Source organism: Rothia similimucilaginosa, from assembly GCF_029850875.1.
Taxonomy (GTDB): domain Bacteria; phylum Actinomycetota; class Actinomycetes; order Actinomycetales; family Micrococcaceae; genus Rothia.
On sequence record NZ_JAOVAM010000002.1, the window covers coordinates 189871 to 213525 of the forward strand.

16 protein-coding genes and 1 CRISPR repeat array are annotated in these 23655 nt (G+C 57.2%); of the genes, 11 read left to right on the forward strand and 5 right to left on the reverse strand.

Translation table 11 applies throughout. From position 1 onward, the window contains the following. Nucleotides 1-178 precede the first annotated feature (178 nt). The 3 genes from QFX05_RS02380 to ybaK all read right to left on the reverse strand — a co-directional run bounded on the left by QFX05_RS02380 (nt 179) and on the right by ybaK (nt 2738). Nucleotides 179-1444 carry an HRDC domain-containing protein gene (locus QFX05_RS02380; RefSeq protein ID WP_279740601.1) on the reverse strand — a complete coding sequence of 422 codons (1266 nt, stop codon included), beginning with the start codon at nt 1442-1444 and terminating at the stop codon, nt 179-181. A 214-nt stretch (nt 1445-1658) separates the two neighbouring features. Then, on the reverse strand, nt 1659-2150 hold the full coding sequence (gene msrB, locus QFX05_RS02385; RefSeq protein ID WP_279740748.1) for a peptide-methionine (R)-S-oxide reductase MsrB: 492 nt from the start codon (nt 2148-2150) through the stop codon (nt 1659-1661). 87 nt (nt 2151-2237) lie between these two features. Next, the gene (gene ybaK, locus QFX05_RS02390) at nt 2238-2738 is read right to left on the reverse strand and encodes a Cys-tRNA(Pro) deacylase (RefSeq protein WP_279740603.1); all 501 of its coding nucleotides are present in this window, start codon (nt 2736-2738) and stop codon (nt 2238-2240) included. 172 nt (nt 2739-2910) lie between these two features. Between ybaK and zapE the strand changes: the two genes are divergently transcribed. Beyond that, nucleotides 2911-3960 (forward strand): cell division protein ZapE, encoded by a 1050-nt coding sequence (zapE, locus tag QFX05_RS02395; RefSeq protein WP_279740605.1) that lies wholly within the window; start codon nt 2911-2913, stop codon nt 3958-3960. Between the two features lie 144 nt (nt 3961-4104). Here the strand turns inward: zapE and cas3 are convergent, their stop codons facing one another. Further along, nucleotides 4105-7251: a CRISPR-associated helicase Cas3' gene (gene cas3 / locus QFX05_RS02400; RefSeq protein ID WP_279740607.1), complete on the reverse strand. Its 3147-nt coding sequence runs from the start codon at nt 7249-7251 to the stop codon at nt 4105-4107. Between the two features lie 375 nt (nt 7252-7626). Here cas3 and casA point away from each other — a divergent pair, with 375 nt between their 5' ends. The 7 genes from casA (at nt 7627) to cas2e (ending at nt 13886) form a co-directional block, all read left to right on the forward strand. Beyond that, nucleotides 7627-9312, forward strand: a complete 1686-nt coding sequence (gene casA, locus QFX05_RS02405) for a type I-E CRISPR-associated protein Cse1/CasA (RefSeq protein ID WP_279740609.1) — start codon at nt 7627-7629, stop codon at nt 9310-9312. Next, on the forward strand, nt 9305-9919 hold the full coding sequence (gene casB, locus QFX05_RS02410; RefSeq protein WP_279740611.1) for a type I-E CRISPR-associated protein Cse2/CasB: 615 nt from the start codon (nt 9305-9307) through the stop codon (nt 9917-9919). Before casA ends, casB begins: the two co-directional genes overlap by 8 nt. Before the next feature lie 27 nt (nt 9920-9946). Further along, a complete protein-coding gene (gene cas7e / locus QFX05_RS02415) occupies nt 9947-11068 on the forward strand; it encodes a type I-E CRISPR-associated protein Cas7/Cse4/CasC (protein WP_279740613.1) in 1122 nt (373 codons plus the stop codon). After that, entirely contained in the window at nt 11068-11820 is a 753-nt protein-coding gene (gene cas5e / locus QFX05_RS02420) for a type I-E CRISPR-associated protein Cas5/CasD (RefSeq protein WP_279740615.1), read from the forward strand. Before cas7e ends, cas5e begins: the two co-directional genes overlap by 1 nt. After that, complete coding sequence (gene cas6e, locus QFX05_RS02425) at nt 11817-12497, forward strand: type I-E CRISPR-associated protein Cas6/Cse3/CasE (RefSeq protein ID WP_279740617.1); 681 nt, start codon at nt 11817-11819, stop codon at nt 12495-12497. Before cas5e ends, cas6e begins: the two co-directional genes overlap by 4 nt. Nucleotides 12498-12609: 112 nt before the next feature. Then, entirely contained in the window at nt 12610-13551 is a 942-nt protein-coding gene (gene cas1e / locus QFX05_RS02430; RefSeq protein WP_279740619.1) for a type I-E CRISPR-associated endonuclease Cas1e, read from the forward strand. Beyond that, on the forward strand, nt 13548-13886 hold the full coding sequence (cas2e, locus tag QFX05_RS02435) for a type I-E CRISPR-associated endoribonuclease Cas2e (RefSeq protein ID WP_279740621.1): 339 nt from the start codon (nt 13548-13550) through the stop codon (nt 13884-13886). The genes cas1e and cas2e overlap by 4 nt, the downstream gene beginning before the upstream one ends. A 94-nt stretch (nt 13887-13980) precedes the next feature. Further along, nucleotides 13981-17671: a CRISPR direct-repeat array (repeat unit 29 nt; unit sequence GTGTTCCCCGCGCGAGCGGGGATGAGCCG). Nucleotides 17672-17829: 158 nt separating this feature from the next. On the opposite strand, the gene QFX05_RS02440 is transcribed toward cas2e, so the two are convergent. After that, nucleotides 17830-18585 (reverse strand): nicotinamide mononucleotide transporter, encoded by a 756-nt coding sequence (locus QFX05_RS02440; RefSeq protein ID WP_279740622.1) that lies wholly within the window; start codon nt 18583-18585, stop codon nt 17830-17832. A 247-nt stretch (nt 18586-18832) separates the two neighbouring features. Between QFX05_RS02440 and QFX05_RS02445 the strand changes: the two genes are divergently transcribed. The 3 genes from QFX05_RS02445 to QFX05_RS02455 all read left to right on the forward strand — a co-directional run bounded on the left by QFX05_RS02445 (nt 18833) and on the right by QFX05_RS02455 (nt 23109). Next, complete coding sequence (locus QFX05_RS02445; protein ID WP_279740624.1) at nt 18833-19060, forward strand: hypothetical protein; 228 nt, start codon at nt 18833-18835, stop codon at nt 19058-19060. Between the two features lie 180 nt (nt 19061-19240). Next, nucleotides 19241-19705, forward strand: a complete 465-nt coding sequence (locus QFX05_RS08355) for an S-layer homology domain-containing protein (RefSeq protein WP_279740626.1) — start codon at nt 19241-19243, stop codon at nt 19703-19705. A gap of 368 nt (nt 19706-20073) precedes the next feature. Next, nucleotides 20074-23109, forward strand: a complete 3036-nt coding sequence (locus QFX05_RS02455; RefSeq protein WP_279740628.1) for a DUF5074 domain-containing protein — start codon at nt 20074-20076, stop codon at nt 23107-23109. Nucleotides 23110-23655: the final 546 nt, after the last annotated feature.

Below are 23655 nucleotides of genomic sequence, written 5' to 3' on the forward strand. Positions count from 1 at the left end.
ACTCTCTCCGCCCTAGGCCGGTTTAGGATAAAAAGCGAATGAGAGCAGGCTAAGCTTGGTTTGTATTGCTCCCGACACAAATTTCTGAGGCAAACTTCCGAGGCACACAAAATACCGGTCGGGTGGGCGCATCAGCAACACACCCAACCGGCACACGTCTATTTAGCATTAGTGAAAGCTACCCTAGATGGCGGGCAAAAATCGGTGCAATCACGGGGGCAACCAGACCCGTCTGCCACGAACGCGCACCGTACTCGGCGAGTGCACCCCGCAGGGTCTGCTCATCAAAACGAGTTGGCGGCTCCCAGCAGAGGCGGCGAACATAATCGGTCGTGATCAGGTTCTGCGCCGGAATATTCAACTCCTCAGAGAGGCCATCAATTGCCTGACGAACCTCGGTGAACAGCGCCAAGTTTTCGGGGCGCTTAGACTCCCACGCCTTCAACGGCGGAGGGGCAGTTGACGGCAAAGTGAACGGTACGGCGTTCTCACCACGTGCTGCCGCGGCAATAGCACGCACCCAACGCGGGCCCTCACGACGCAAACTGCGCGTCTGAAAACCGGGAATTGACATAATAGTGGGCACGTTACGCGGCATGGTGCGTGCCGCCTCTACAATCGCAGAGTCGGGCAGCAGACGCTTCGCGTCAACGTCCTTCTTACGCGCCAGCGAGTCACGCTCAAACCACAGGTTACGCAGCGCCGTCAGCTGTTTGACCGAACGCAGCATCGTGCGGCCCTTCGTCTTACGCCAACGCTCCGGCTGATCCGCAGGATTCTTCACCGGGGTCTTGCACAGGTACTCAAACTCCTCCAGGGCGTACTGTAGCTTACCCTGCTGGCGGAGCAAATCCTCCAATGCGTCACGCAAATCAATGAGCACGTCAACGTCCAGCAGTGCATAGTTCAGCCAGGACTCCGGCAGGGGGCGGCGCGACCAATCTTCCTTCGAGTGCTTCTTCGCCAGCTTATAGCCGAGCAGCTCCTCAACGGTTGCACCCAGGTTCACGCGCTCCAGACCGGCAAGACGCGCACCAAGCTCCGTATCAAACAGACGGTTCGGGCGCATACCGAGCATATCCAGGCTCGGGAAGTCCTGAATTGCGGCGTGAATAACCCACTCAGCATCCGCCAGGGCATCGTTAATAATGCGCAAATCCTTAAACGCCTCAGGGTCGATCAAGTACAGCTGATCTTCACGCTTAAGCTGCACCAAAAAAGCACGTGAACCGTAGCGGATGCCCTGGGCACGCTCCGTATCAACAGCCACCGGGCCGGACGCCGCCACCAACTGTTCAGCGGCACGACGCAGGCCGCTCTCAGTGGTGATGAGAGTCGGAATCGGTGAGGAAGGGGTCTCCAGAGGAACAACGTCAGGGACTTCGATACCGTGAAGGGTCAGCTGAGGGGTGCCTGCGGCATTCTGTTCAGCTGCGGTACTCATGCACTCAATCCTTTTCCTCTGTCTGGTTCGACGCGCCCATACGATGCGCCAGATGCCCGGGTGGCCCATGCCCGAGTAAATACGAGCCCGGGCGGGGTAGCGTGCCCGCGAAGGCACTACGCCATTTTACCCGCCCGAGCTTAAAGCCTCGAATTTTAGAGAGACTCACAATAAGGGGTTCACCGGCGTGCCTGCTGGGGGTTATCGCCGGGCTTTATTCGGCGGTTTCCGCCTCGTCAGCTGGCGCCTCGTCAACCGGAGCATCACCAGCCGGGGCCTCACCGGGCTGTGCTTCACCAGCCGGGGTCAGCGTCAGACACACCGAATTGATGCAATACCGCAGATCTGTGGGAGTCGGGTAGCCCTCACCCTCAAACACGTGACCCAGGTGCGAATCGCAGGCGGCGCAACGCACCTCCACACGGTGCATACCGAACGTGGTGTCCTCCAGGTAACGCACACGGTTCTCAGCCAGCGGTGCGAAAAACGACGGCCAACCACAATGCGAATCGAACTTCTGATCGGAACGGAACAGCTCCGTACCGCAGGCACGGCAAGAATAGACACCCTCAGTGTGGGTGTTCCAGTATTCGCCGGTGAACGCGCGCTCAGTGCCGCCCTCACGCAGAACAGCGTATTCTTCAGGCTTGAGCACTTCACGCCAGTTCTTGGCGATAGCACCCACGCCGGGTAGCGAATTGCCCATCATGACTCCTTCAGTTTGCTCTCATGCCTAGGCTCTTACGGCATATGTAACGCCGCGGCCGGGCGGATTATTCCCGCTGAGCGCGGACTAAGCGCGGATGCCAGCGTACTTGCCGTTGGTGAGCTTCAGTAGATCGTCAGGGGCGAGCTCAACGTCCAGGCCGCGCTTACCGCCAGAGACCATAATCGTGTCAAAAAGCTGCGCAGACTCATCGAGCAGGGTGGGGGAGGGGGTCTTCTGACCCAGCGGAGAAATACCGCCCACCACGTAGCCGGTGCGGCGCTCAGCGACCTTCGGGTTGCACATGGAGGCGCTCTTCCACCCCAGAGCAGCGGCGGCTGCCTTAATGTTCAGCTTGCCAGACACCGGCACGATTGCGACAGCGAAATCCTTCTCGTGCACAATCAGTAGGGTCTTGAACACCTGTTCCTCGGAGGCGCCGAGGTTCTTCGCGGCCTCTTCACCGAAGGAGGTGACACCCTCAACGTGCTCGTATTCGCGCATCTGGAAGGGGGTATTCGTCTCGGTCAGCAACGCTACGGCGGCGGTTGCTGCGCCACTCTTCTTACCTTTAGTTTTCTTAGCCATAGACACCATTTTACGGAAGTCACCATGCACTGTGGGGTGCGTTTGTGATCCTGCCGCCGCCCCTCCTCATGCCCGTAATGTGGCGGGCAACTCATGCGGCTCACGCGGGGTGTTAGACAGTACTACACTTAAAGCGGAAGTCACATCGCCGTCACTGAAGAAAAGAGTTTTTGTGCCCACCACGACCGTACACTTGACCGACCGCATTCCTCGCGTTTCTGCTGATGAGTTGCTGGCGGGTTTCCGCCCCTCTGAGCGTTTTGGTGAAGTGTCTTTTGATAGCTACATTCCTGATCCGAATCAGCCGTCGCAGGCTGAGGCTGTGCAGAAGCTGAAGGATTTTGGCGACAAGATTAATGGTGGCGGCGCTGGTGCCGGTTTCTTTGGTCGCCTGTTTGGGGGCAAGAAGAAGGATTCGACGAAGTCTGGCCTGTACCTTGACGGCGGTTTTGGTGTGGGTAAGACTCACCTGTTGGCGTCGCTGTGGCATTATGTGGACGGCCCGAAGGCGTTCGGTACTTTTGTGGAGTACACGAACCTGGTGGGTGCGTTGACGTTCCGTAAGACGGTTGAGGCGTTGAGCAGCTACAAGCTGGTATGTATTGACGAGTTTGAGCTGGATGATCCGGGTGATACTGTGCTCATGTCTCGTCTGATGCGTGAGCTGGCGGATGCTGGCGTGAAGCTTGTGGCGACCTCGAACACGCTGCCTGGTGCGCTGGGTGAGGGCCGTTTCGCGGCTGAGGATTTTAAGCGTGAGATTCAGGTGCTTGCTTCGCAGTTTGAGGTGCACCGTGTGGATGGTGAGGATTTCCGTCACCGTGGCCTGCCTGCCGCCCCGGAGCCTGTTGCTGATGATGCGTTTGATGCGAAGGTTGAGGAAGTGTTCGGCGGCCAGACTGTTGGTGTTGATAACTTCGCTGACCTGGTGGAGCATCTGGCGAAGGTACACCCGTCGCGTTACCGTCAGCTGATTGATGGCCTGGATGGTATTGCGTGGCGTGATGTTCACCCGATTACTGAGCAGTCGGTGGCGTTGCGTTTTGTGGTGTTGGCTGACCGCCTGTATGACAAGGACTTGCCGATTGTTTCTTCGGGTGTGCCTTTTGACAAGGTGTTTACTGAGGAGATGCTGGCTGGTGGTTATCAGAAGAAGTATTTCCGTGCGGTGTCTCGTTTGACTGCGTTGGCTCGTGAGGGCATGCTCGGCGAATCTGAGTAGCCGCCGCCTGGCGTTGCGAAACTGGGCAGCGTGAATCCCGTAGCGTGAACCGTGTAGTGTGAATCGCGCCGAAAAGTTTATATAGTAAAGACCCCCGCCGGATGCTCCACGAGAGGATCCGGAGGGGGTCTTTGTTTGCCTTGGCTAGTCTTCGTTATCAAGCTTGAAGCTCTGCAGGCCTAGCTTGGTGGTGTACACCAGTTCGTAATCGCAGAGCCTGTATGAGTACACGCCTGCTTCGACCTCTTCGAAGGGCAAGATGAGCTGCCCCTCCAGCATGAATGACTTCTGCCAGTTTTCGATGCGTTCCTTTTCCAGCTGGTCGAGTGCGGCATCGAAGCGGAGCTTTCCGCCCTCGATGCGGTGGTTGGGTGCATCTGAGTATTGGTAGGGGAGTCGAATCGATGAAGCCGCAAGTTGCATGCTCTGCCAGTAAGTCGGCGGGTCATCGGCTGAAGCGTCAAAGCGAAGAGAATCAGTCTCGTCTGTGCCGTTGATGGAAGGCAAAAGTCGGTAGCTTTTAATCGCACTCTTGGGGTTGCCCGGTTGGTTCCGTTCCACAATGATTGCGATAACCTCCAATGAGGAATCGGTATCACGAACCTTTGCCTCGCCGATTTGCTCGTCAGAGAATCGCTGGTCGTTGGACTGGAGGAGACTCTTCATGCAGTCCGCCATGGTGTACTGTTCACCATGAGGTGCGCAGAGCAGGTAGCCTTTAGCACGGACATTGGCTAGATCCTTACCTTTCTCACATTCCTGCTTGGCGCTCTCGTAGACTTCTGCCCAGGCACTAGGAATCTCAGTAGACGTATTTTCCTGGTAGGTCTTCTGCACCAGTGGACTGATGTCCGCAGGGATTCGAATCGGTTCACTGTCGAAGTGGGGGAGTAGCTGCGCGTAGCTATTGAGTAGAATCATTGGCTCGTAGACTGCCTTAGATCCACGCGGGAAATCGGGCGCCTCATCGTGTGATCCGAAAGTTTCAATTCCTCGCACGTAGCACACCGGCTTGCGGTATGCGGGGGTGCGTTCTGAGCTACTGCGGCTATCGTGACGGTGTAGGCGTCCCATGCGCTGAAGTACCAGGTCGACCGGCGCGAAGTCGGTAATCATTACGTCAAAGTCCAGGTCAAGCGACTGTTCGATGACCTGCGTGCCCACCACGATGAGGCGGTGCGGGCGCGAAGAATCCTCCCCGTCAGCTTCGTTGTAGTGCGCCTTCTTGCCGAGCTTCGATACGAGGAGTTCTTCTTGCTCGGCACGGTGGGTGGCGGTAAAGCGAGAGTGGGTGAGGATGACGTGCTCTTCACCGAACTGTTCACTCAGAAATGCGTGCATTTCCTGGGCTCGTCCAACGGTGTTGCAGATGACTGCGGCGCATCCGTGATCATTGGCGAGCGGTTCGAGTACGTTCAGGACGCTTTCGGGGCTGTCGTCAATGAGTTTCAGCTCGATTTCGGTTTGCTCTACGGGCTGTTCAACCTTCCATTTCTTGGGAGTTCCGTTGTCCTCAGCGGTGAGCGTGTGGACAACGGGGTAATCCAGATCGAGGATGGGTTCTTCGGACGCTTCCGGCTTAGGTGCTGCCTGAATACCTGCGAGTCGAGCTTTCATTTTCGCCATCAGGTCATTCTGTGATGGGGGAGCAGGAGCAGCTACTTTGTTCGGTTCTGCTCCAACCTTTAGACCCTTGGCGTAGCTCTTCATGAGCTCATCACGAGTAGCTGACGGCAGGGTTGCCGACATGAGAATAACGGGCGCATTCATCTGACCCAGCCAGTAGAGCGCAGCAGAAAGATACCGGCTCATATACGCATCGTAGGCGTGAACCTCATCAATGATGATGACCTTAGAAGCGAGGCCAAGGTATCGGAGCATCACATGCCGTGCTTGCAGAGCGGTCATGAGAACTTGGTCGATGGTGCACACAATAAAGCTGGAGAGAAGCCCCTTCTTCGTACCGCTGAGCCAGCTGTGCCGGGCGAGAGACGTTCCGGGACGCAGCGTTTTTCGATTATTTTCTCGCCCGTGGGTAAAGGATTCGTCGAAAATATCTGCCTTGGAGAGCGCCTCGTAGGACTTGTTGAAGCGGTTCTTGGAGTGGCCCAGGAACATGGAGTGCGGCTCAATAGGTTCGCCGTGTTCTTGCGCCACGTTATTTGTCTGGTATTCCACCCATTCGATAACACGGTCAAAGAGGGCATTAGAAGTCGCCTGGGTGGGTGCTGCGAAGGCTATGCCGGTGCGACCGGTTGCCTGTGCGAGGAACTCGGCAGCGATGAGACCGGCTTCGGTCTTACCCTGACCCATGGGTGCTTCGATGCACATCATGCCGCCGCTTTGCATGGAGCGTGCCGCTTTGACTACGACTTCCTGCATGGGGCGTAGGCTCGGGTTGCTCCACCCAAAACGGGATGCGTAAAGATCTGCTGCGGGGGTATCGGGATTAGTGTCCAGTGCGGCAATCCAGCGCTGTTCAAGCCCGAGCGTCTGCCAACCAATGCGCGCTCGCTGTTCCTGTTCGGCTGAGCCAAAGGTGCCCATGGGGAAGAAATCAGGGTTTGAGGCAATCCAGTCTGACATGATGACGAAACCGGTGATGCAGAACTGCACGGAGACGGGGATAGTCTGTCCGCGCTGTGCTAACTGATGCAATGCCGAGGATGCGCCAAAGCGTTCCAGAGTGATGTTGTAGAGTTCTTGCCAGGCGGCATGCCATTTGGGGGAGAGACGCTCCAAAATGACGTTGCTTAGATCTGCTGAATTAGAGCGGTAGTCTGCGGGTGTGCCGTGGTGCGCGCCAGAGATGCTTGCGAGAGTTTCAGCAACTTCACGCGATATGCCCTCAATGTTGCTGGTGAGCAGGTGAATGAGGATGCTCTGGCTGTACTTGCTGTGGGGGCATCGCAAGCTGCTAGTAGGCGTGACAAGGTCTTCGGGGAACTCAAAGTCCTGCTGCTCGATACGCTGACGGTACACGGCGAGGTTTTCGTCGCGTCGCGCATCGAGCTGCCCGGAGAATTCGGGGGTTGCTTTGCCCATATCGTGGGTGGCGGTGAGCCAGCATACCAGCGCGCGCGTATCTTCCATTGAAAGGTGGAGATGCTCACTGAATCGTTTCTGCAGACCGGGTGCGAGCCATGTATCCCAGAGTCGGGCGGCAACAGAACCGGCATCGAGCATGTGCTGGACGAGGGAGAGACCGCGGGTGGGGGAGTCCTTGTCTCCTGTTTTTGCCCAGAATGATGCCGTTTCAGGTGTTGAAAGATACTTAGGGGCGGGTGCCATGATTCTCCTTAGACGGTAGACTAGTGCGTACCTCGCTGCGGTGCGAGGTGTATGTTCCCCGAAGCAGACGGGGATGAGCCAGTATTTATAAAATTGGTTGATGTGGTCCCTGCGCTAGCGGGGATTCTGCTTCCATTGCGTCTGGTTTCACTCTACACCTTAAAAATATCAAAGGTATTAATAAATTGGTAGATTTACTTGACTTAACCTTCTTGGTGCTCCTATAGTGGAATTATCAAGCCACTGGAGGCCCACCAAGAGCCCCCTGACAAGGCTAAATTAATGGTCCACTCCCATTGTGGACTAGAAACCATTTTTATGACTGCTCATTCGTCACTCGACAGTGAGCTGATTTCGATGATGAAAGGAGTGAGAATGGCTAGCTTGGAAGAACCCCGCTTCAATCTTGTTGATGAAGCATGGATCCCGGTTCGACTGAAAACGGGCGAGGTTGCTGAGCTGTCACTCCATGATTTCTTCAAGCGGGTGTATGAGATTGACCGAATTCAAACGGATAATCCGCTAACCGATGTTGCAATCTTGAGTGTTGCGCTCATTATCTTTGCGCGCGCCACTTTTCTTAGCGAAGGCGTTAAGAGCTCTGGTGGCGCGGCTCCTTGGACTCGCCAGATGCGTGAGTCCGACGCTAATAACCTGACTGCTGTTCTGGGATACCTTGAAATTTTCAAGGACCGTTTCTGGCTGGTAGGCGGTGACCGCCCCTTTATGCAGGTGCATGATTTGCACACGGCTAAGGGAGACACCAAACCCGTTAGCCGCTTGCTTTTGGACTCGGAGAGCGAGTACTTCTCGGTTCGTGCTGAAAAGACCTTGGACTCTCTGAGCTTTGCCGAGGCAGCACGCTACCTGCTGACGATTCAAGCCTGGGACTATTCCGGTATTAAATCTGGCGCAGTGGGTGACCCCCGTGTTAAGGGCGGTAAGGGCTACCCTCTGGGCGTTGGCTGGTACGGCACCACCGGTAAGGTGATTGTTCACGGTGCCAACATGATGGAAACCCTGCTGTACAGCCTCGACTATGAGCAGCTGACTGATGATGAGTCGTTTGCTCTTGACCTCCCGGTATGGGAACGTGCTGAACCTGATACCGCTGCACCCCGCGCCTATACGGGAGGGTCTGCCGCGGCTTATAAAGATGAGCCGGGTCCTGCGAGCGGTATGTGCGAGATTTTGACCTGGCAGTCGCGTCGCATCCGCCTACACCATGACGGCGAGCGCGTAACTTCGGTCCTTGTTGCTAACGGCGATAAGTGGTTTGACCGCAATACCTATACTGACCCTCTGACGGGTTATCGCTACAGCAAGAACCAGTCGTCGAAGACCGAACAGGTGTGGATGCCTCAGGCTCATTCGGCTGAACGCACTCTGTGGCGTGGTGCTGATGCTCTGCTGACTCGTCTCACCCCGGAATCGGAGAAGCAGAATAAGCCTGCTCCTGTGATTCGTCAGTTGGGTTCGGGAAGGTACTTCCCGACCGACGCGGAGGTACAGGTTCAGCTGGTGGGCGTTGAATACGGCAACCAGAGCGCCGTGATTGAGAACATTATTTCTGACTCGATGACCCTTGAGCTTTCTCTGCTGACTGATGAAGGTATGAGTGCCTCCCAGATGGTGCGTGAAAATATTCAGTCAACCATGGATGCGGCAATTGCTCTTGGGCAGTTTGCGGGTAATTTGTTGCGTGCCGCAGGTCGGGAATATGAATTCCGTGCAGATGCTACCGAAGCCGTACTTAACCGTATGGAGGAGTCTTTCCGCCTCTGGCTTGCAAATCAGGGGGCTGCAGAAGACATCTCTGTCAAGAAGGAAGAATGGCAGCGTCTGGTGCGTAACGCTATCCAGCACGAATCGAACATCCTTATTGATAGTGCAGGCCCCAAGGCTATGCTTGGCTTCTTTGGTAAGGATCTTTCCGGGAACGAAGTTCTTTACAGTGTTGCTCACGCAGAACGGCAGCTCCATGCGCGTCTGCGTAAGATCATCCCTTTGGCTTATCAAGCCTCTACCTCTCACTCACATCAGGAGGACACGAATGAGTGACCGTACTGCGCAGAATGACCTGCAGCAGTTTATTGCTGCAAAGGTGATGCGTCTTTACCACCAGAAGAGTAGCGGTGTTTCGTCTGCTACTGCACAGCTGGCGAAGCTTCGCCGGGGAACGGGTGAACCGCCCTTGGCTCATCCTGAGCTTTGGGGATTCGTCCTGGAGAAGGAAGACGGTACTGAAGGTATCCCCGAAGAGTACCGCGGTAAGGGCGACCAGCCGAGTAACGCGGAGAATGCTGCATACACTGCTTTGACTCTTTTTGCTCTGCACCAGCAGGCGCAGAATCAGCCTATGCATGTTGCCGGTGTTTCTTTCGGTCAGGCAGTCGGTCGCTTGGTCAGTCAGACTACTTCTTCGATGAAGAAGCGTTTTGATTCTCTGCTGACTGCTCAGACGGAGAACGCTCGCCAGCATTACCTGCGTAGCCTGATTACTCTTCTCCGTTCCGAAGGTATTGCGTTTGACTACGGTCGATTCGCGACTGACTATATGTACCTTCTGAACCCCACGACGCAGCAGAAGGTTCTGTACCGCTGGAACCGTGACTTCTCCTACGGGCTCGTCCCTGTTCGCGCTGTTGCGAACAAAACCACTAAGTAACTATCACTCCTGAAAGAAGGAAAAATCATGACTACTTTCGTTGATATCCATGCCCTGCAGACCCTGCCCCCGTCGAACATTAACCGTGACGACACAGGCAGCCCCAAGTCCGCTTTCTTTGGCGGCGTTCAGCGTCAGCGTGTTTCCAGCCAGGCTTGGAAGTCCGTTATTCGCCGCGATTTTGAGTCGCACCTCGACCGCTCGAAGCTGGGCGTACGTACCCGCCTGGTTGCTGACAAGGTAGTGGCGCGTATCTTGGAGCTTGCACCCGAATTTGATGATGAGAAGGCTGAGGCGGCTGTCGTAGAGGCTTTCAAGGCGGCAAAGATTAAGCTGGAGAAGCCGAAGAAGAAGGAAGACGAAGAAGCAGGCCGTGCTGTTTCTGGCTACCTGATTCTGTTGAGCAACCAGCAGATTGACAAGCTGGCACAGGCAATTATTGATGCTAATGGTGAGAAGCTTGTTGCGAAGGATGTTAAGGAAATCCTCGATACCAACCACAGCGTTGATATCGCTCTCTTTGGTCGTATGCTGGCAGAAGCTGCCGACTTCAACGTTGACGCAGCATGCCAGGTAGCGCACGCCCTGAGTGTTCACGGCTCTGAGCCTGATTTCGACTACTACACCGCCGTGGATGACGTCGTTCGTTCTTCGGATGACGCTACCGGTGCGGGCATGATTGGCACCGTTGAGATGGCGGCAAGCACCTTCTACCGCTACGCCAACATCAACCTGGATGCACTGAACGCTAACCTGGGTGATACTTCTGCAAGTGTTGAGGCAACCCTCGCGTTTGTCCGTTCCTTCATCAACTCCATGCCTACCGGTAAGCAGAACTCTTTCGCCGCACGCACCCTGCCTGACGCGGTTATCGTGACCGTTCGTAACGACCGTCCTATCTCCTACGTGAACGCCTTCGAGAAGGCTATCACCGAGGTTGAGGGCCGCCGCGTGGCTGCTGCCCGTGCGCTCGCATCTGAGGCTAAGAACATTGAAGAAGCGTACGGTTACAAGCCTGTTGCTTCGTATGTTCTGGCTTTGGGTGACCTCAAGGAAGAACTGGCTGGTCTTGGCGAATCTGTTTCTCTGAAGGGTCTGTTGGAGTCCCTCGAAGCTCAGCTGACTGCTCTCACCTCTCAGGAGTCCTAATGCCTACCCTGCTCTTGAAGATGAGCGGGCCGTTGCAGTCATGGGGCACTCAGAGCCGTTTCCGTCGCCGTGATGCTGGGCATGAGCCGAGCAAGTCTGGCGTGATTGGAATGGTCGCTGCAGCCCTGGGGCGCTCGCGTAACGAGCCGGTTGATGACCTGGTTTCGTTGAAGTTTGCGGTGCGTACGGATGCCCAGGGTACCCTGATTCGTGACTATCAGACCGCTAAGAACTGGGCTAAGAACCCGAATGGTGCGGCTTCTCTTTCGACCCGTATGTACCTTTCGGATGCTGTTTTTGTGGTGGCTCTGGAAGGCGAACGTGAACAGCTGGAGACTATCGAATCTGCACTGAAGAAGCCTGTGTATCCTCTGTATCTTGGGCGACGTGCGTGCCCGGCTAGCTACGACCTTGTCCTGGGTATCCGTGAGGAGTCAGCTGAGGAAGCTCTGCGTTCGTTGGAGTGGCAGGTTCCTGAGTATCGTCGTAAGGATTTTCCGAGCCCGGTAGCGTTGCGCATCTTGCGTGATGCGTTGCCTGGTGAACGTGGCGACTTGGTGCGGGATATTCCGGTGAGTTTCAGCTCGGAGCATCGTCAGTATGCTTCGCGTGAGGTTGTGTCGGTTGAGCCTGTTCTCGTAAATATCAAGGACGATCAGCTTGCACAGAACGGGGAGGAAGGGGCTTCTGCGAAGAGCCCTTCTGCCCAGGATTCTGAGCCTGATTATATGAAGGCGGTGATGGAAGCATGACGTATTTTTCTCGTTTCATGATTAATCCGCAGCGTCGTGGTGCGTGGAAGTTGTTGCGTAGCCCGCAGGCGATGCATGCTGCTGTGATGGCGACTTTGCCGCCGGATACGGACTATTCTGAGAGCCGTATTCTGTGGCGTTTGGATGAGTTTCAGCATGCTCCGGTTCTGTACATGTTGAGCCCTGAGGAGCCTGATTTTTCGGCTCTTGTGGAGCAGGCTGGATGGCATAATCGCCGTGGTGAGAGCGCTCATTATGGTCGTTTGCTGGCGAAGCTGGAGAACGGTCAGGAGTGGGCTTTCCGCCTTGCCGCGAACCCGGTGAAGCGTCATACGAATCAGCAGACGGGTAAGCGTGAGGTGTTCCCGCACGTGACTGTTACCCAGCAGCAAGCGTGGATTCGTGAGCGTGCTCCGCAGTGGGGATTTGAAGTAATTCCTAGTGTTGAAGGTCAGGATGTCGAGGAGTGCCCGATGGTTTCTTCTCGTCAGGATCTTGCGTTTGCCCGTCGTAACGCTGAGGGCAAGGTTGGTAAGGTGACTCACCGTAAGGCTCAGTTTGATGGTGCTCTTCGCATCACTGATGTTGAGCTGTTCCGTCAGTCTTTGCTCTCTGGTATGGGCAGGGGTAAGGCGTACGGCATGGGCCTTCTAACGTTGGCGCCTCTGTCCCGCTAGGTAATGCGGGTGAAGGGCGGGGGACTGTTCTGTGTGATGGTGCCCCGCCCTTTCTTTATTCACTCATATTTTTGTGCCGATGATGGCACGCTGATGTTAATAGGAGAAGATCATGCAGGGGGCTGTTCCTCCGAGCTCGTCTGAGCTGTTTCGTAGTTCTGACCGTTTGAGTTTTGTGTATGTGGAGCATGCGACGATTTCCCGTGCTGATAGTGCGGTGACGTTTGTGAAGGAAGAGGGCGTGGTTCATTGCCCTGCTGCGAGCTTGAGCGCTTTGCTGTTGGGGCCGGGTACTCGTATTACTCATCAGGCGATGGCTTTGTTGGGGGAGTGCGGTACTACGGTGGTGTGGGTTGGCGAGCAGGGGGTTCGTTATTATGCGAGCGGTAAGTCTGTGGCGCGTTCTTCGCATCTGTTGATTGCTCAGGCGAAGTTGGTGTCGAATACGCGGAGCCGTTTGGCTGTGGCGCGCATGATGTATCAGTGGCGTTTTCCTGGTGAGGATACGAGTGAGCTGACGATGCAGCAGTTGCGTGGCAGGGAGGGCGCTAGGGTGCGTTCTGTGTATAGGCAGTGGTCTGAGCGGACTGGTGTTCCGTGGGAGCGCCGTGAGTATGATCCGAATAATTTTGGTGATGGGTCACCGATTAATCAGGCGTTGTCGGCTGCTCATGCTGCGTTGTATGGGATTGTTCATGCGGCGATTGTGTCTTTGGGGTGTGCGCCTGGGCTGGGTTTTGTGCATACCGGGAATTCTTGGTCTTTTGTCTACGACGTTGCTGATTTGTATAAGGCGGAGATTACGATTCCTGTTGCGTTTGAGGTGGTTGCTGGCTATACGGATGGGATGGATATTGGGTCTGTGACGCGTAGGGCGGTGCGTGACCGTATTCGCTCTGAGAAGGTGATGGAGCGAGTTGTGCGGGATATTCAGCGTTTGTTGGTGCCAGAAGAGCTTCCTGAGGAGATGCTTGATAGTACTGAGATGCTTTTGTGGGATGAGTACACGGGAGGTACTGCGGCGCGTGCGAATTTCTCTGGAGACGAGTCATGATTGTGATTGTGTTGTCTGCTTGTCCGGTGAGTCTTCGTGGTGATTTGACGAGGTGGCTTTTGGAGATTAATCCTGGGGTGTTTGTGGGGCGTGTGAGTGCTAGGATTCGTGAGAAGTTGTGGGCGCGTGTGTTGGAGTCGGGTGGTACTGGTCGTGCGACTATGGTGTTTCCGGCGGATAATGAGCAGCGGCTTGAGTTTCGGGTGAATAATGCGGATTGGGAGCCTGTCGATTTTGAGGGTGTGAAGCTGATTTATCGTCCGGTGGTTCGTAAAGTTGTGCCGAAGTCTGGGTGGAGTAAGGCGAGTAGGTATCGCCGTGCTCGTCGGGGTTAGGAGCAATTGGTTATCGTGTATTCTGGAGTTAGGCTCTGGCTCGAAAGTGATTCTATTTTGCTGATGTAGGGGGTAAAGCCCCATGTCAGCAAGTGTGTTCCCCGCGCGAGCGGGGATGAGCCGGAATTTAGCCCATTTGGAATTAGCACCATTATGTGTTCCCCGCGCGAGCGGGGATGAGCCGTGCTGGCGCTCATGGCGTAGTGCTACACGGTTGTGTTCCCCGCGCGAGCGGGGATGAGCCCGCTACACCGCTACCTCAACGGAACGGTAACGCGTGTTCCCCGCGCGAGCGGGGATGAGCCGCCGGTGTGTTAGAACCCGGGTTGATGATAATCGTGTTCCCCGCGCGAGCGGGGATGAGCCGAGCGCTAAGGCGGCTTTCAGCTGCACCCAGGCGTGTTCCCCGCGCGAGCGGGGATGAGCCGATTGCACGAAGGCCCTCGGCTTTGATTTCGAGGTGTTCCCCGCGCGAGCGGGGATGAGCCGGCGCGCTGGGTCATGAGCATCGCCATATCCCAGTGTTCCCCGCGCGAGCGGGGATGAGCCGATGCTCACGCACGGCGCCCGCCCAGCCCGTATGTGTTCCCCGCGCGAGCGGGGATGAGCCGGCTGAGGTTTCTGCTCTGCGTGCGTCGTGGGAGTGTTCCCCGCGCGAGCGGGGATGAGCCGAACACGCCGTAACGTGGAACAACCTCGTAGCCGTGTTCCCCGCGCGAGCGGGGATGAGCCGCGTGGTCTGCGCATGACGTGAGGCCAGCCCAGGTGTTCCCCGCGCGAGCGGGGATGAGCCGCGGACCCTGAACCGCCTCATGGCACTCATCAAGTGTTCCCCGCGCGAGCGGGGATGAGCCGAAGTTGGTAAGTGCCTGGCACAGGTAAACTAAGTGTTCCCCGCGCGAGCGGGGATGAGCCGAGGTGGAGCGGAGCCATACGACCGGCACATTAGTGTTCCCCGCGCGAGCGGGGATGAGCCGACCGGAACACCGCAATTCAGAACGCCTTGAAAGTGTTCCCCGCGCGAGCGGGGATGAGCCGATTTTGCGCCCGGTTTGAGTTAGTGGTTGCTTGTGTTCCCCGCGCGAGCGGGGATGAGCCGAGCTGGTCAATGCGTCGCCTATCTGAAGAGGCGTGTTCCCCGCGCGAGCGGGGATGAGCCGGCGCTAGGACGGGGGGCGTACTAATGCCGCTAGTGTTCCCCGCGCGAGCGGGGATGAGCCGCCACGCATTGACATAAGCGTCGGTAGCGGGCAGTGTTCCCCGCGCGAGCGGGGATGAGCCGCGTAATTGTATCGCCAACATCAAAGGCCACACGTGTTCCCCGCGCGAGCGGGGATGAGCCGAAAGGAAACCGATAATGACCGACAAGAAGACCGTGTTCCCCGCGCGAGCGGGGATGAGCCGACCGAGCTAACCGCTGTGATGGGCAATGCGAGGTGTTCCCCGCGCGAGCGGGGATGAGCCGACAAGGTCGCTGACAAGTAATGAGCTGCTGACGTGTTCCCCGCGCGAGCGGGGATGAGCCGTACGAGCCGGGGCCCGTGATTGATGCCGCCCTGTGTTCCCCGCGCGAGCGGGGATGAGCCGCATTCCTGCGCCGTATCCATCACTACTACGAGGTGTTCCCCGCGCGAGCGGGGATGAGCCGCCGTCCACGAACGCGCCGTCCTCCGCGATGACGTGTTCCCCGCGCGAGCGGGGATGAGCCGAATGTTAATCGCGAGGCGGGCACGATAATTCAGTGTTCCCCGCGCGAGCGGGGATGAGCCGAAGCCAGCGGAAAGCCGACGAAATAGCGTCAAGTGTTCCCCGCGCGAGCGGGGATGAGCCGCTCCGCTATGAAACTGTGGTGCTTCTTGTGTCGTGTTCCCCGCGCGAGCGGGGATGAGCCGCGGTGCGCTAGTAGCGGCAACCTCTTCTTCCTGTGTTCCCCGCGCGAGCGGGGATGAGCCGTCCTAATGCAAGCTTGGATTTCATCTCTTCCAGTGTTCCCCGCGCGAGCGGGGATGAGCCGCGGTTAAGAGCCGCCTAGCATTGGAGAAGTTAGTGTTCCCCGCGCGAGCGGGGATGAGCCGTACAGACGCTACGGCGATTATTTCATCAAAATGTGTTCCCCGCGCGAGCGGGGATGAGCCGCGGAAGCCATCCCAAACGTTCATGGGTGCGGTGTGTTCCCCGCGCGAGCGGGGATGAGCCACCGAAGCCTGATATTGTGCTGCCGACTGTGGAGTGTTCCCCGCGCGAGCGGGGATGAGCCGGGCGGGAACGGCAAGACCTACTCGTTGGTTGCGTGTTCCCCGCGCGAGCGGGGATGAGCCGATAGCCGAGGGGCTCAACCTAAGCGCTTCGCAGTGTTCCCCGCGCGAGCGGGGATGAGCCTGGGGCGAAGAGGGTGCCGACGAAATTCCCGAGGTGTTCCCCGCGCGAGCGGGGATGAGCCGCGGGTAAGTGTGCGCAGCTGGTCGAGCTGAAGGTGTTCCCCGCGCGAGCGGGGATGAGCCGCAAAGAAGAAGGAAGAGAGCTAACATGTCGATGTGTTCCCCGCGCGAGCGGGGATGAGCCGTCGGATTCTACGCGGGCGTGGCTGCCCTTCTTGTGTTCCCCGCGCGAGCGGGGATGAGCCGGACACCACCACCAATGACCGCCCACCCTTCTGAAAGTGTTCCCCGCGCGAGCGGGGATGAGCCGACCCTAAAGGCACTGTTCCAGAACTGGGTGAAGTGTTCCCCGCGCGAGCGGGGATGAGCCGAACGCGATTACCCGCGCGCTACCGCTATTCATGTGTTCCCCGCGCGAGCGAGGATGAGCCTAGAAGCGCCTGCGTGATGAGCTGCTTCTGTTGGTGTTCCCCGCGCGAGCGGGGATGAGCCGTTGGTGATGCCGCGATCAATAATCTCATTGATGTGTTCCCCGCGCGAGCGGGGATGAGCCGGGCTCCGCCGCCCGCATGCACGAGTATGCCGCGTGTTCTCCGCGCGAGCGGGGATGAGCCGAGTTTCCTCATCAGCTACAGGTTCCGGTGCACGTGTTCCCCGCGCGAGCGGGGATGAGCCTGCCAGGGTGATGATTGCTGATTGGAATTGAGCGTGTTCCCCGCGCGAGCGGGGATGAGCCGCCGCGCCATTGCTCCAGCGCTAAGCCTAAGCTGTGTTCCCCGCGCGAGCGGGGATGAGCCGGTTACATCGGTACCCCGGCGCGCATGCTCCCCGTGTTCCCCGCGCGAGCGGAGATGAGCCGGGCTGGCGTCACGAGCAACTGTCCGCACTCATCTGTTCCCCGCGCGAGTGGGGATGAGCCGAAGACCGGGGTAGAGCCATAGGAACCAACGTAGTGTTCCCCGCGCGAGCGGGGATGAGCCTTCGCGGAAGACCCCCTGGGCTCCTTCTTCGTGTGTTCCCCGCGCGAGCGGGGATGAGCCGCACCATTTCATGCCGCCTATCAGAGCTTTCAAGTGTTCCCCGCGCGAGCGGGGGTGAATCGATGGCCTCTGACGGCAAGATTGGGTTCGACCAATGTTCCCCGCGCGAGTGGGGATGAGCCGGCGCCGATGGACTGAATGACGATGGCGCGTAGATGTTCCCTGCGCGAGCGGGGATGAGCCGAGGAGTGCTGCGGGGGCGGTGTTGAACAGCGCATGTTCCCCGCACGGGCGGGGATGAGCCGAAGAAGATGAAGGCGGCGGCTGAGGCAATGGAATGTTCCCCGCGCGAGCGGGGATGAGCCGCAATCCACTTTCACCTCCGCGCCGAAACTGCCGTGTTCCCCGCGCGAGCGGGGATGAGCCCTATATCAAGGGCAATAATGAAAGAGGCTCAACGTATTCCCCGCACTCGCGGGCACAGGTTAAAGCCCCTCGACCCGCAGCAGTAAACTGCAGGCCGAGGGGCCTCCTCATCCATTAGCTGGTAGAAATGTCAGCCCTAGAAAGCTAGGGAACCACCCCTTACGCCACCGCCACGGTACCCTTGGTCGCAGTACCATTTCGGGTCCACAGCAACAGTGCTGCCACGCTGTTGATGATGTAGAAGATGTACTTGCCGACGTTCGCGAAGTTGCCCTGAGTCAGCGCCTTGATGCACTGCACGGTGTTGTACAGGAACCAGAATTGCCACTGCATCGTGAGCTTGAGCGCGTTCAGAATGTTTGCTGACAGGGACAGGCCAAACACTACAGTCGTGATCCAGAACAGGAACGAGGTCTTGCCGCCGTAACCGACATAGTTCGCAATCAGGGAGAACGCGAACGAACCGGCCACAATACCGCCAATAATCAGCTGGCCCTTCGTGCCGGTCGGCGGTTCCAACGCCTTGCCGCGTTCGGAGTTCTGCCACCTACGAATCGCGAAGGTGTACACGATAAAGGTCACCGGGTAGGTGATGATTGCCGCCTTGTTGCCCAGAATGTAGTCAATCGCGCCAGAGAGCGCCGTGTTAATAATGCCGAGCACGTTGCCGACGTTTGAGAGGCGGCCGGTCAGGCGGGTAGACATCATTGAAATACCCACGTTAATCACGGAAATCACGCCGAGGGGAATGAAGTTAGTGATCGGGCCCCAGTCGACGTATTTGGCGAGGTTGGTGCTCAGGTATCCTGAAGCGATTGCGATGGCGATAACCAGTGCTACGCCGAAAAGGTCGGCGTACTTAGACTTGGCGAAAAAGAGGAGAGCCTTCTCGTATGAGAATTCTTTGGCCTCCATGGGTAACTCCTTTGTTGAGGATATAGAAACAGTGATAGGGTACCAATAACAATAACTCTTTGAAAAGGATTTGAACCGGCGTGTCACACATAAAACATCAGAAACCCACTGACTCCACATCTTGATACAAAGAAAACCCTGTGCCCCTCCAGGCCCCATACCAACTTCCCGCAAACCTTGCCCGGCAACCGAGGAAACTAAAGGCCGACGCCTCGTTATTCAGCGTGCCACCATCACTGAAACCGGTATGACCGTGAACTACACTGCACACGGTCTGCGCGAATTCCTTAGCGAAGGCACCACTCTGACCGTACGCCACGGCTACATTCGTAACGACTCTTTCGAAACCCTGCGCTCCTGGCCGCTCACCCCCGAATTTGACGATGACGCTGACAGCTTCAGCGGTAGCGACCAGTTCCCCATCGAGCTGATGCAGGGTGAGGGTGTCAATCACGTTCTGCAGCTCGACCCGTGAGGTCAGGAAATCACCCATCAGATTGCTGTGCGCATCCCGGTGGCTGAGACCAAGATACTGAAGACTTCTTTCGAGGATGTTCCGGATAGCCACCCGTTTGCTGAGGATATCCGTATGGCGAACCAGAAGAAGTGGCTGATACCGAACCCGTAGACTGTCGCGTTTGAGTCGGACCGCCCTGTGACCCGTGAGGAGCTTATTGCTCTGCTGAACCACGCTGCTGGTCACGCTGGCGTGAACGAAAACTCGGATATTGCACCCTTCACAGATGCGGCAGGCCGCCAGACCGCGAATGCGCTGCACTGGGCTCGTGACCACAAGATCACCGAGCCGCTCACTGGTGGCGACAAGATTGACCCGACCGCACCGGTTTCTGACGAGGAGCTGGCGGCTGTGCTGTTCCAGTACAACGCGGAGGTTCAGCTGACTGAAATGAACGAGGCTGCTGGTTCTCGTTTTCGCGACGTGCTCGGTGCCGGTACTCTGCACCGTTACGTTGCGTGGGCTGGCGCGAACGACATCGTGCTGGATTCTTCGGGCGTGTTCAACCCGACCGCGCCGACTACTCGAGCGGAGCTGGCTCGTTTCATTCGCCGCTACAAGCTGCAGAACCTGCTGTTCACTGACTTCTCGTATGTCTCCTAATTTTTAGTCACCTCGGCACCGTGTGTTGGGGTGTGTGGAACCCCCGTCTTCTGGCTTTTGCTGGAGGCGGGGGTTTTGCCATGCCCCGTATTGCCGGACCTCGGGGAGTTTTAGTGACAGGCTGTGCCTGGCATATGAAATTTTGCGTTATATATGCCTAAAATCTTGCAAAATCCTGTGCGCTAAGTAAGTATTACCTAGAAGGTAAGTTAAAGTTTGCCTTACTTAATACTGTGTGAAGACTAGTTTCCTTCCTCGTGGGCCCACGAAACCCATAGCAAAGAGTAGGAAAATCACGGCACCTCACCACCTGTCGGTGGCGGAGAGACGCACCTTTACACACACCCACGAAAAAAAAGGACATACATATGAAGCTCGCATCAAGCAAGGCATTCAAGGGCCTCGCCGTTGGATCGCTGGCACTGGCAATTTCCGGCGTTGCCACCATCCCCGCATCGTTCGCGGCAGAATCCACCCGGGCAGCAAGCCAGAGCAGCGATGCTCGCACCATCACCGACAAGGCGATGGCAAAGATCACCCAGGGTCTGCCCGGTCAGTTCCAGGTCGCATACTCCAAGAAGACCAACAAGATTTGGGTTGCTGGCACTGCAGACCGCGACGAGCACGTTTCTACGATTGCTCGCATTGACGCAAACTCCCTGAAGATTGAGGCAGTTGCCGAGCTGCCCATTATCAAGGGGGACTCGGGCTACTCCTACGAGGGTGCGTACGGTATCACCGTCGATGACGAGGAAGGTACCGTGTGGGTGACCAGCACCCGCGATAACTCCGTTGCCGTATACGATCAGGCGACCATGAAGCAGCTGTGGACCAATGCGGGTCTGAGCAAGGATGACCCGAACTGGATCGAGCACCCCCGCGAGGTGCGTGTCGATCACGAGTCGGGTAAGGCTTTCGTGACCGGTCGCTTCTTTGTCTCGGCTATCGATCTGAAGACCAAGAAGGTCGAGAAGATTCAGCTTGAGGGCGCACCCGATGGCGGTACCCGCTACATCAGCATGAACATTCTGGTGGACGGTGGTAAGCTGTATGTTCCCGAGCGTACCGGCGGCAAGATTTTCGTCATCGACACCAAGACCTTCAAGGTCGAGAAGACCATCTCTGTGAAGGGCGATAAGGACGGCGATGTTCGCCCCTCCGACGTGGCTATTGACCACTCGCAGAACGAAATTTACGTTTCTTCGCAAGGCGTGAAGGGCGAGAACTCCGGTGTATCCGTGTACGATGCGACCACCTACGAGTTCAAGAAGTTCATCCCCTTCGGCACCCAGGCGCTCTCGCTCGATAACGATGAGGCGAACGACCTGGTGTACGTCTCTGACTTCGGCACCGGCAAGGTCGGCGTGATTGACGGCGGCGCAGCAGACAAGCTGATTGCCGAGGTCGCCATGAACGGCGGCAAAGCAAACGACCTGGTCGTACTGCCCAACGGTTCCGTTGTCGCTGTGGACAAGCAGGCTGGCGCAACCGCAACCGTGCCCTACGTCCTCGACGGCACCACCGGCACCGTCAGCACCTCCAGCCAGGTTACCAGCAAGCCCGGCAAGGACCGCCAGGGCAATGACGTACCCGCAAAGACCACCGACATTCAGGCGAACTCCATCCTGAAGTTCAAGGTCACCGCAACCGCAGGCGACAACTCTCAGGTCAAGCAGGTCACCCCCGAAACCCGCGAGTTCCAGGGCTACCCGGCAACCGCCACCAAGACCAAGGCAACCGACTCTACCACCCCCTCCACCGAGGCGCACCGTACCGTGGATGCAAACGGTAGCGTTGCGAACATCATTCAGGGCCTGCCCGGCCAGTTCCAGGTTGGCTACTCCAAGAAGAACCACAAGCTGTTCGTACCCACCGTGGGTGCGCGCGGCGGCCTCGCTTCCTCCCTGGCACGCGTGGATGCAGACACCCTGAAGACTGAGGCATTCGCCGAGCTGCCCGTGAAGAAGAACGATAAGGGTCAGTACGGTTACACCTCCGCGTACGGCGTGACCGTTGATGACGTGGATGGCACCGTCTGGGTTACCAACACCATCGACAACTCCGTGGCAGTGTACGACCAGCAGACCCTCAAGCTCATCTGGACCAACGAGGGCGCGAAGGAAGGCGACCCGAACTGGATTGAGCACCCCCGTTCCGTTTTGGTTGACCACGAGTCCGGCAAGGCATTTGTGACCGGTCGCTTCTTCGTCTCCGCTATCGACCTGAAGACCAAGCAGGTTGAGAAGATTCAGCTCGAAGGCGCACCCGACGGTGGCACCCGCTACGTGAGCATGAACATGTTCCTGGGCGGCGGCAAGCTGTACGTTCCCGAGCGCACCGGTGGCAAGCTCTTCGTCGTGGACACTAAGACCTTCAAGGTTGAGAAGACCATCCAGACTCAGGGTGAGGACTCCACCGTTGAGGTTCGCCCCTCCGACGTTGCTGTGGACTACTCCCTGGGCGAAATCTACGTCTCTTCCCAGGGCGTGAAGGGTGTCAACTCCGGTATCTCCGTGTACGACCTGACCACCGGCGAGTTCAAGAAGTTCGTCAAGTTCGGCACCCAGGCGCTCGCCCTGGAGCATGACGAGGATCGCGACCTGGTGTACGTGGCTGACTTTGGCACCGGTAAGGTAGCTGTCTTCGACGGTCGCGCTGACGAGGTCATCGGCGAGGTCGAGATGAACGGCGCAGCCGCGAACGACGTGACCCTGCTCAAGGACGGCTCCGTGCTCGTCCTCGATAAGAAGGACCGCGACGAGAAGGTGACCCTGCCCTACGTGCTCAACGGCACCACCGGCGAAATCACCACCGCCAGCGAGTACACCACCCTGCCCACCAAGGACCGCCAGGGTAACGACGTTCCTGCATCGGTTCAGCAGCTGAAGTCTAACTCGATTCTGAAGTTCAAGGTTGGCGTGAAGGACACCGACGCGAGCGCAGCTCCTGTGGGTATCACCCCGACTTCGCTTCAGTTTGCGGGTTACCCGACGGTGACCGGTGTGAAGGCTGAGGAGCCGAAGCCAGCTGATCCGAAGGTTGAGGATAAGAAGTCTGACGCTAAGTCCGAGAACACCGCAGAGGCTAAGGATCAGACCTCCAAGGATCAGGCATCTCAGTCTGATTCTAAGCCTGACGCTAAGACCGGTGCACAGGACTCCAAGTCTGATTCCAACTCGGACTCCAAGCCTGTTCCGGATGCTGTGAAGGCTGATAAGTCCGGTTCGGCGGTGAAGAATGGCGGTTCCTCGGTCGCTAAGAGCGATGCTGGTTCCTCGCAGGCTGGCTCTTCGCGTGGTGCTTTGGCGAACACCGGTGCTAACGCTGTGCTGCCGCTGGTTGCTTTCGCTTCGGTGGCTCTGATCGCGGGTGCTGCTCTGGTGATGCGCCGTCGCAAGGCATAAGCGTGGCGTTTAGCTTTCGGGCTTAAATGCTCGATTCGATGTAACGCGTGAGAAGGCGGGTATTTTCTCTTTTGGATTCTTTGAATCTGGGGGAGGGGGTACCCGCCTTTTGTGTATCTGCTTGGGCTAATGCTGGATGGGTGGTTTGAAAGCATATTTATATATATGCACATGACTATAAAAATATAGGTTTTGAATGTCGAAAATGTGCGGCTCATGGTGAATGTTGCTGGCGCGCCTCACCTAAAATTTTAAATTAATATGTAAATATGAGAGCATCACAATACCCCTAGTTTCCAGGGTTTTCGCCCGCAAGGTCAAGGAAAACCCTGGAAACGAATCAACCTTCGAATGATGCTGAAGGCGAATTTGGGGGTCATTTATAAAAACACAAAACATGCCCACGTCGTTGCTTATTATTTTACGAGTAGAACACTGAGGATGAGAAGGTAAGTAAATTTATGTGTTACTACACTTCTGCTTTTCATGCCGTCGAATATGTCACCGCATATTCACGGGTGTCTTGTTAGCATTCGCCTGTGGCAT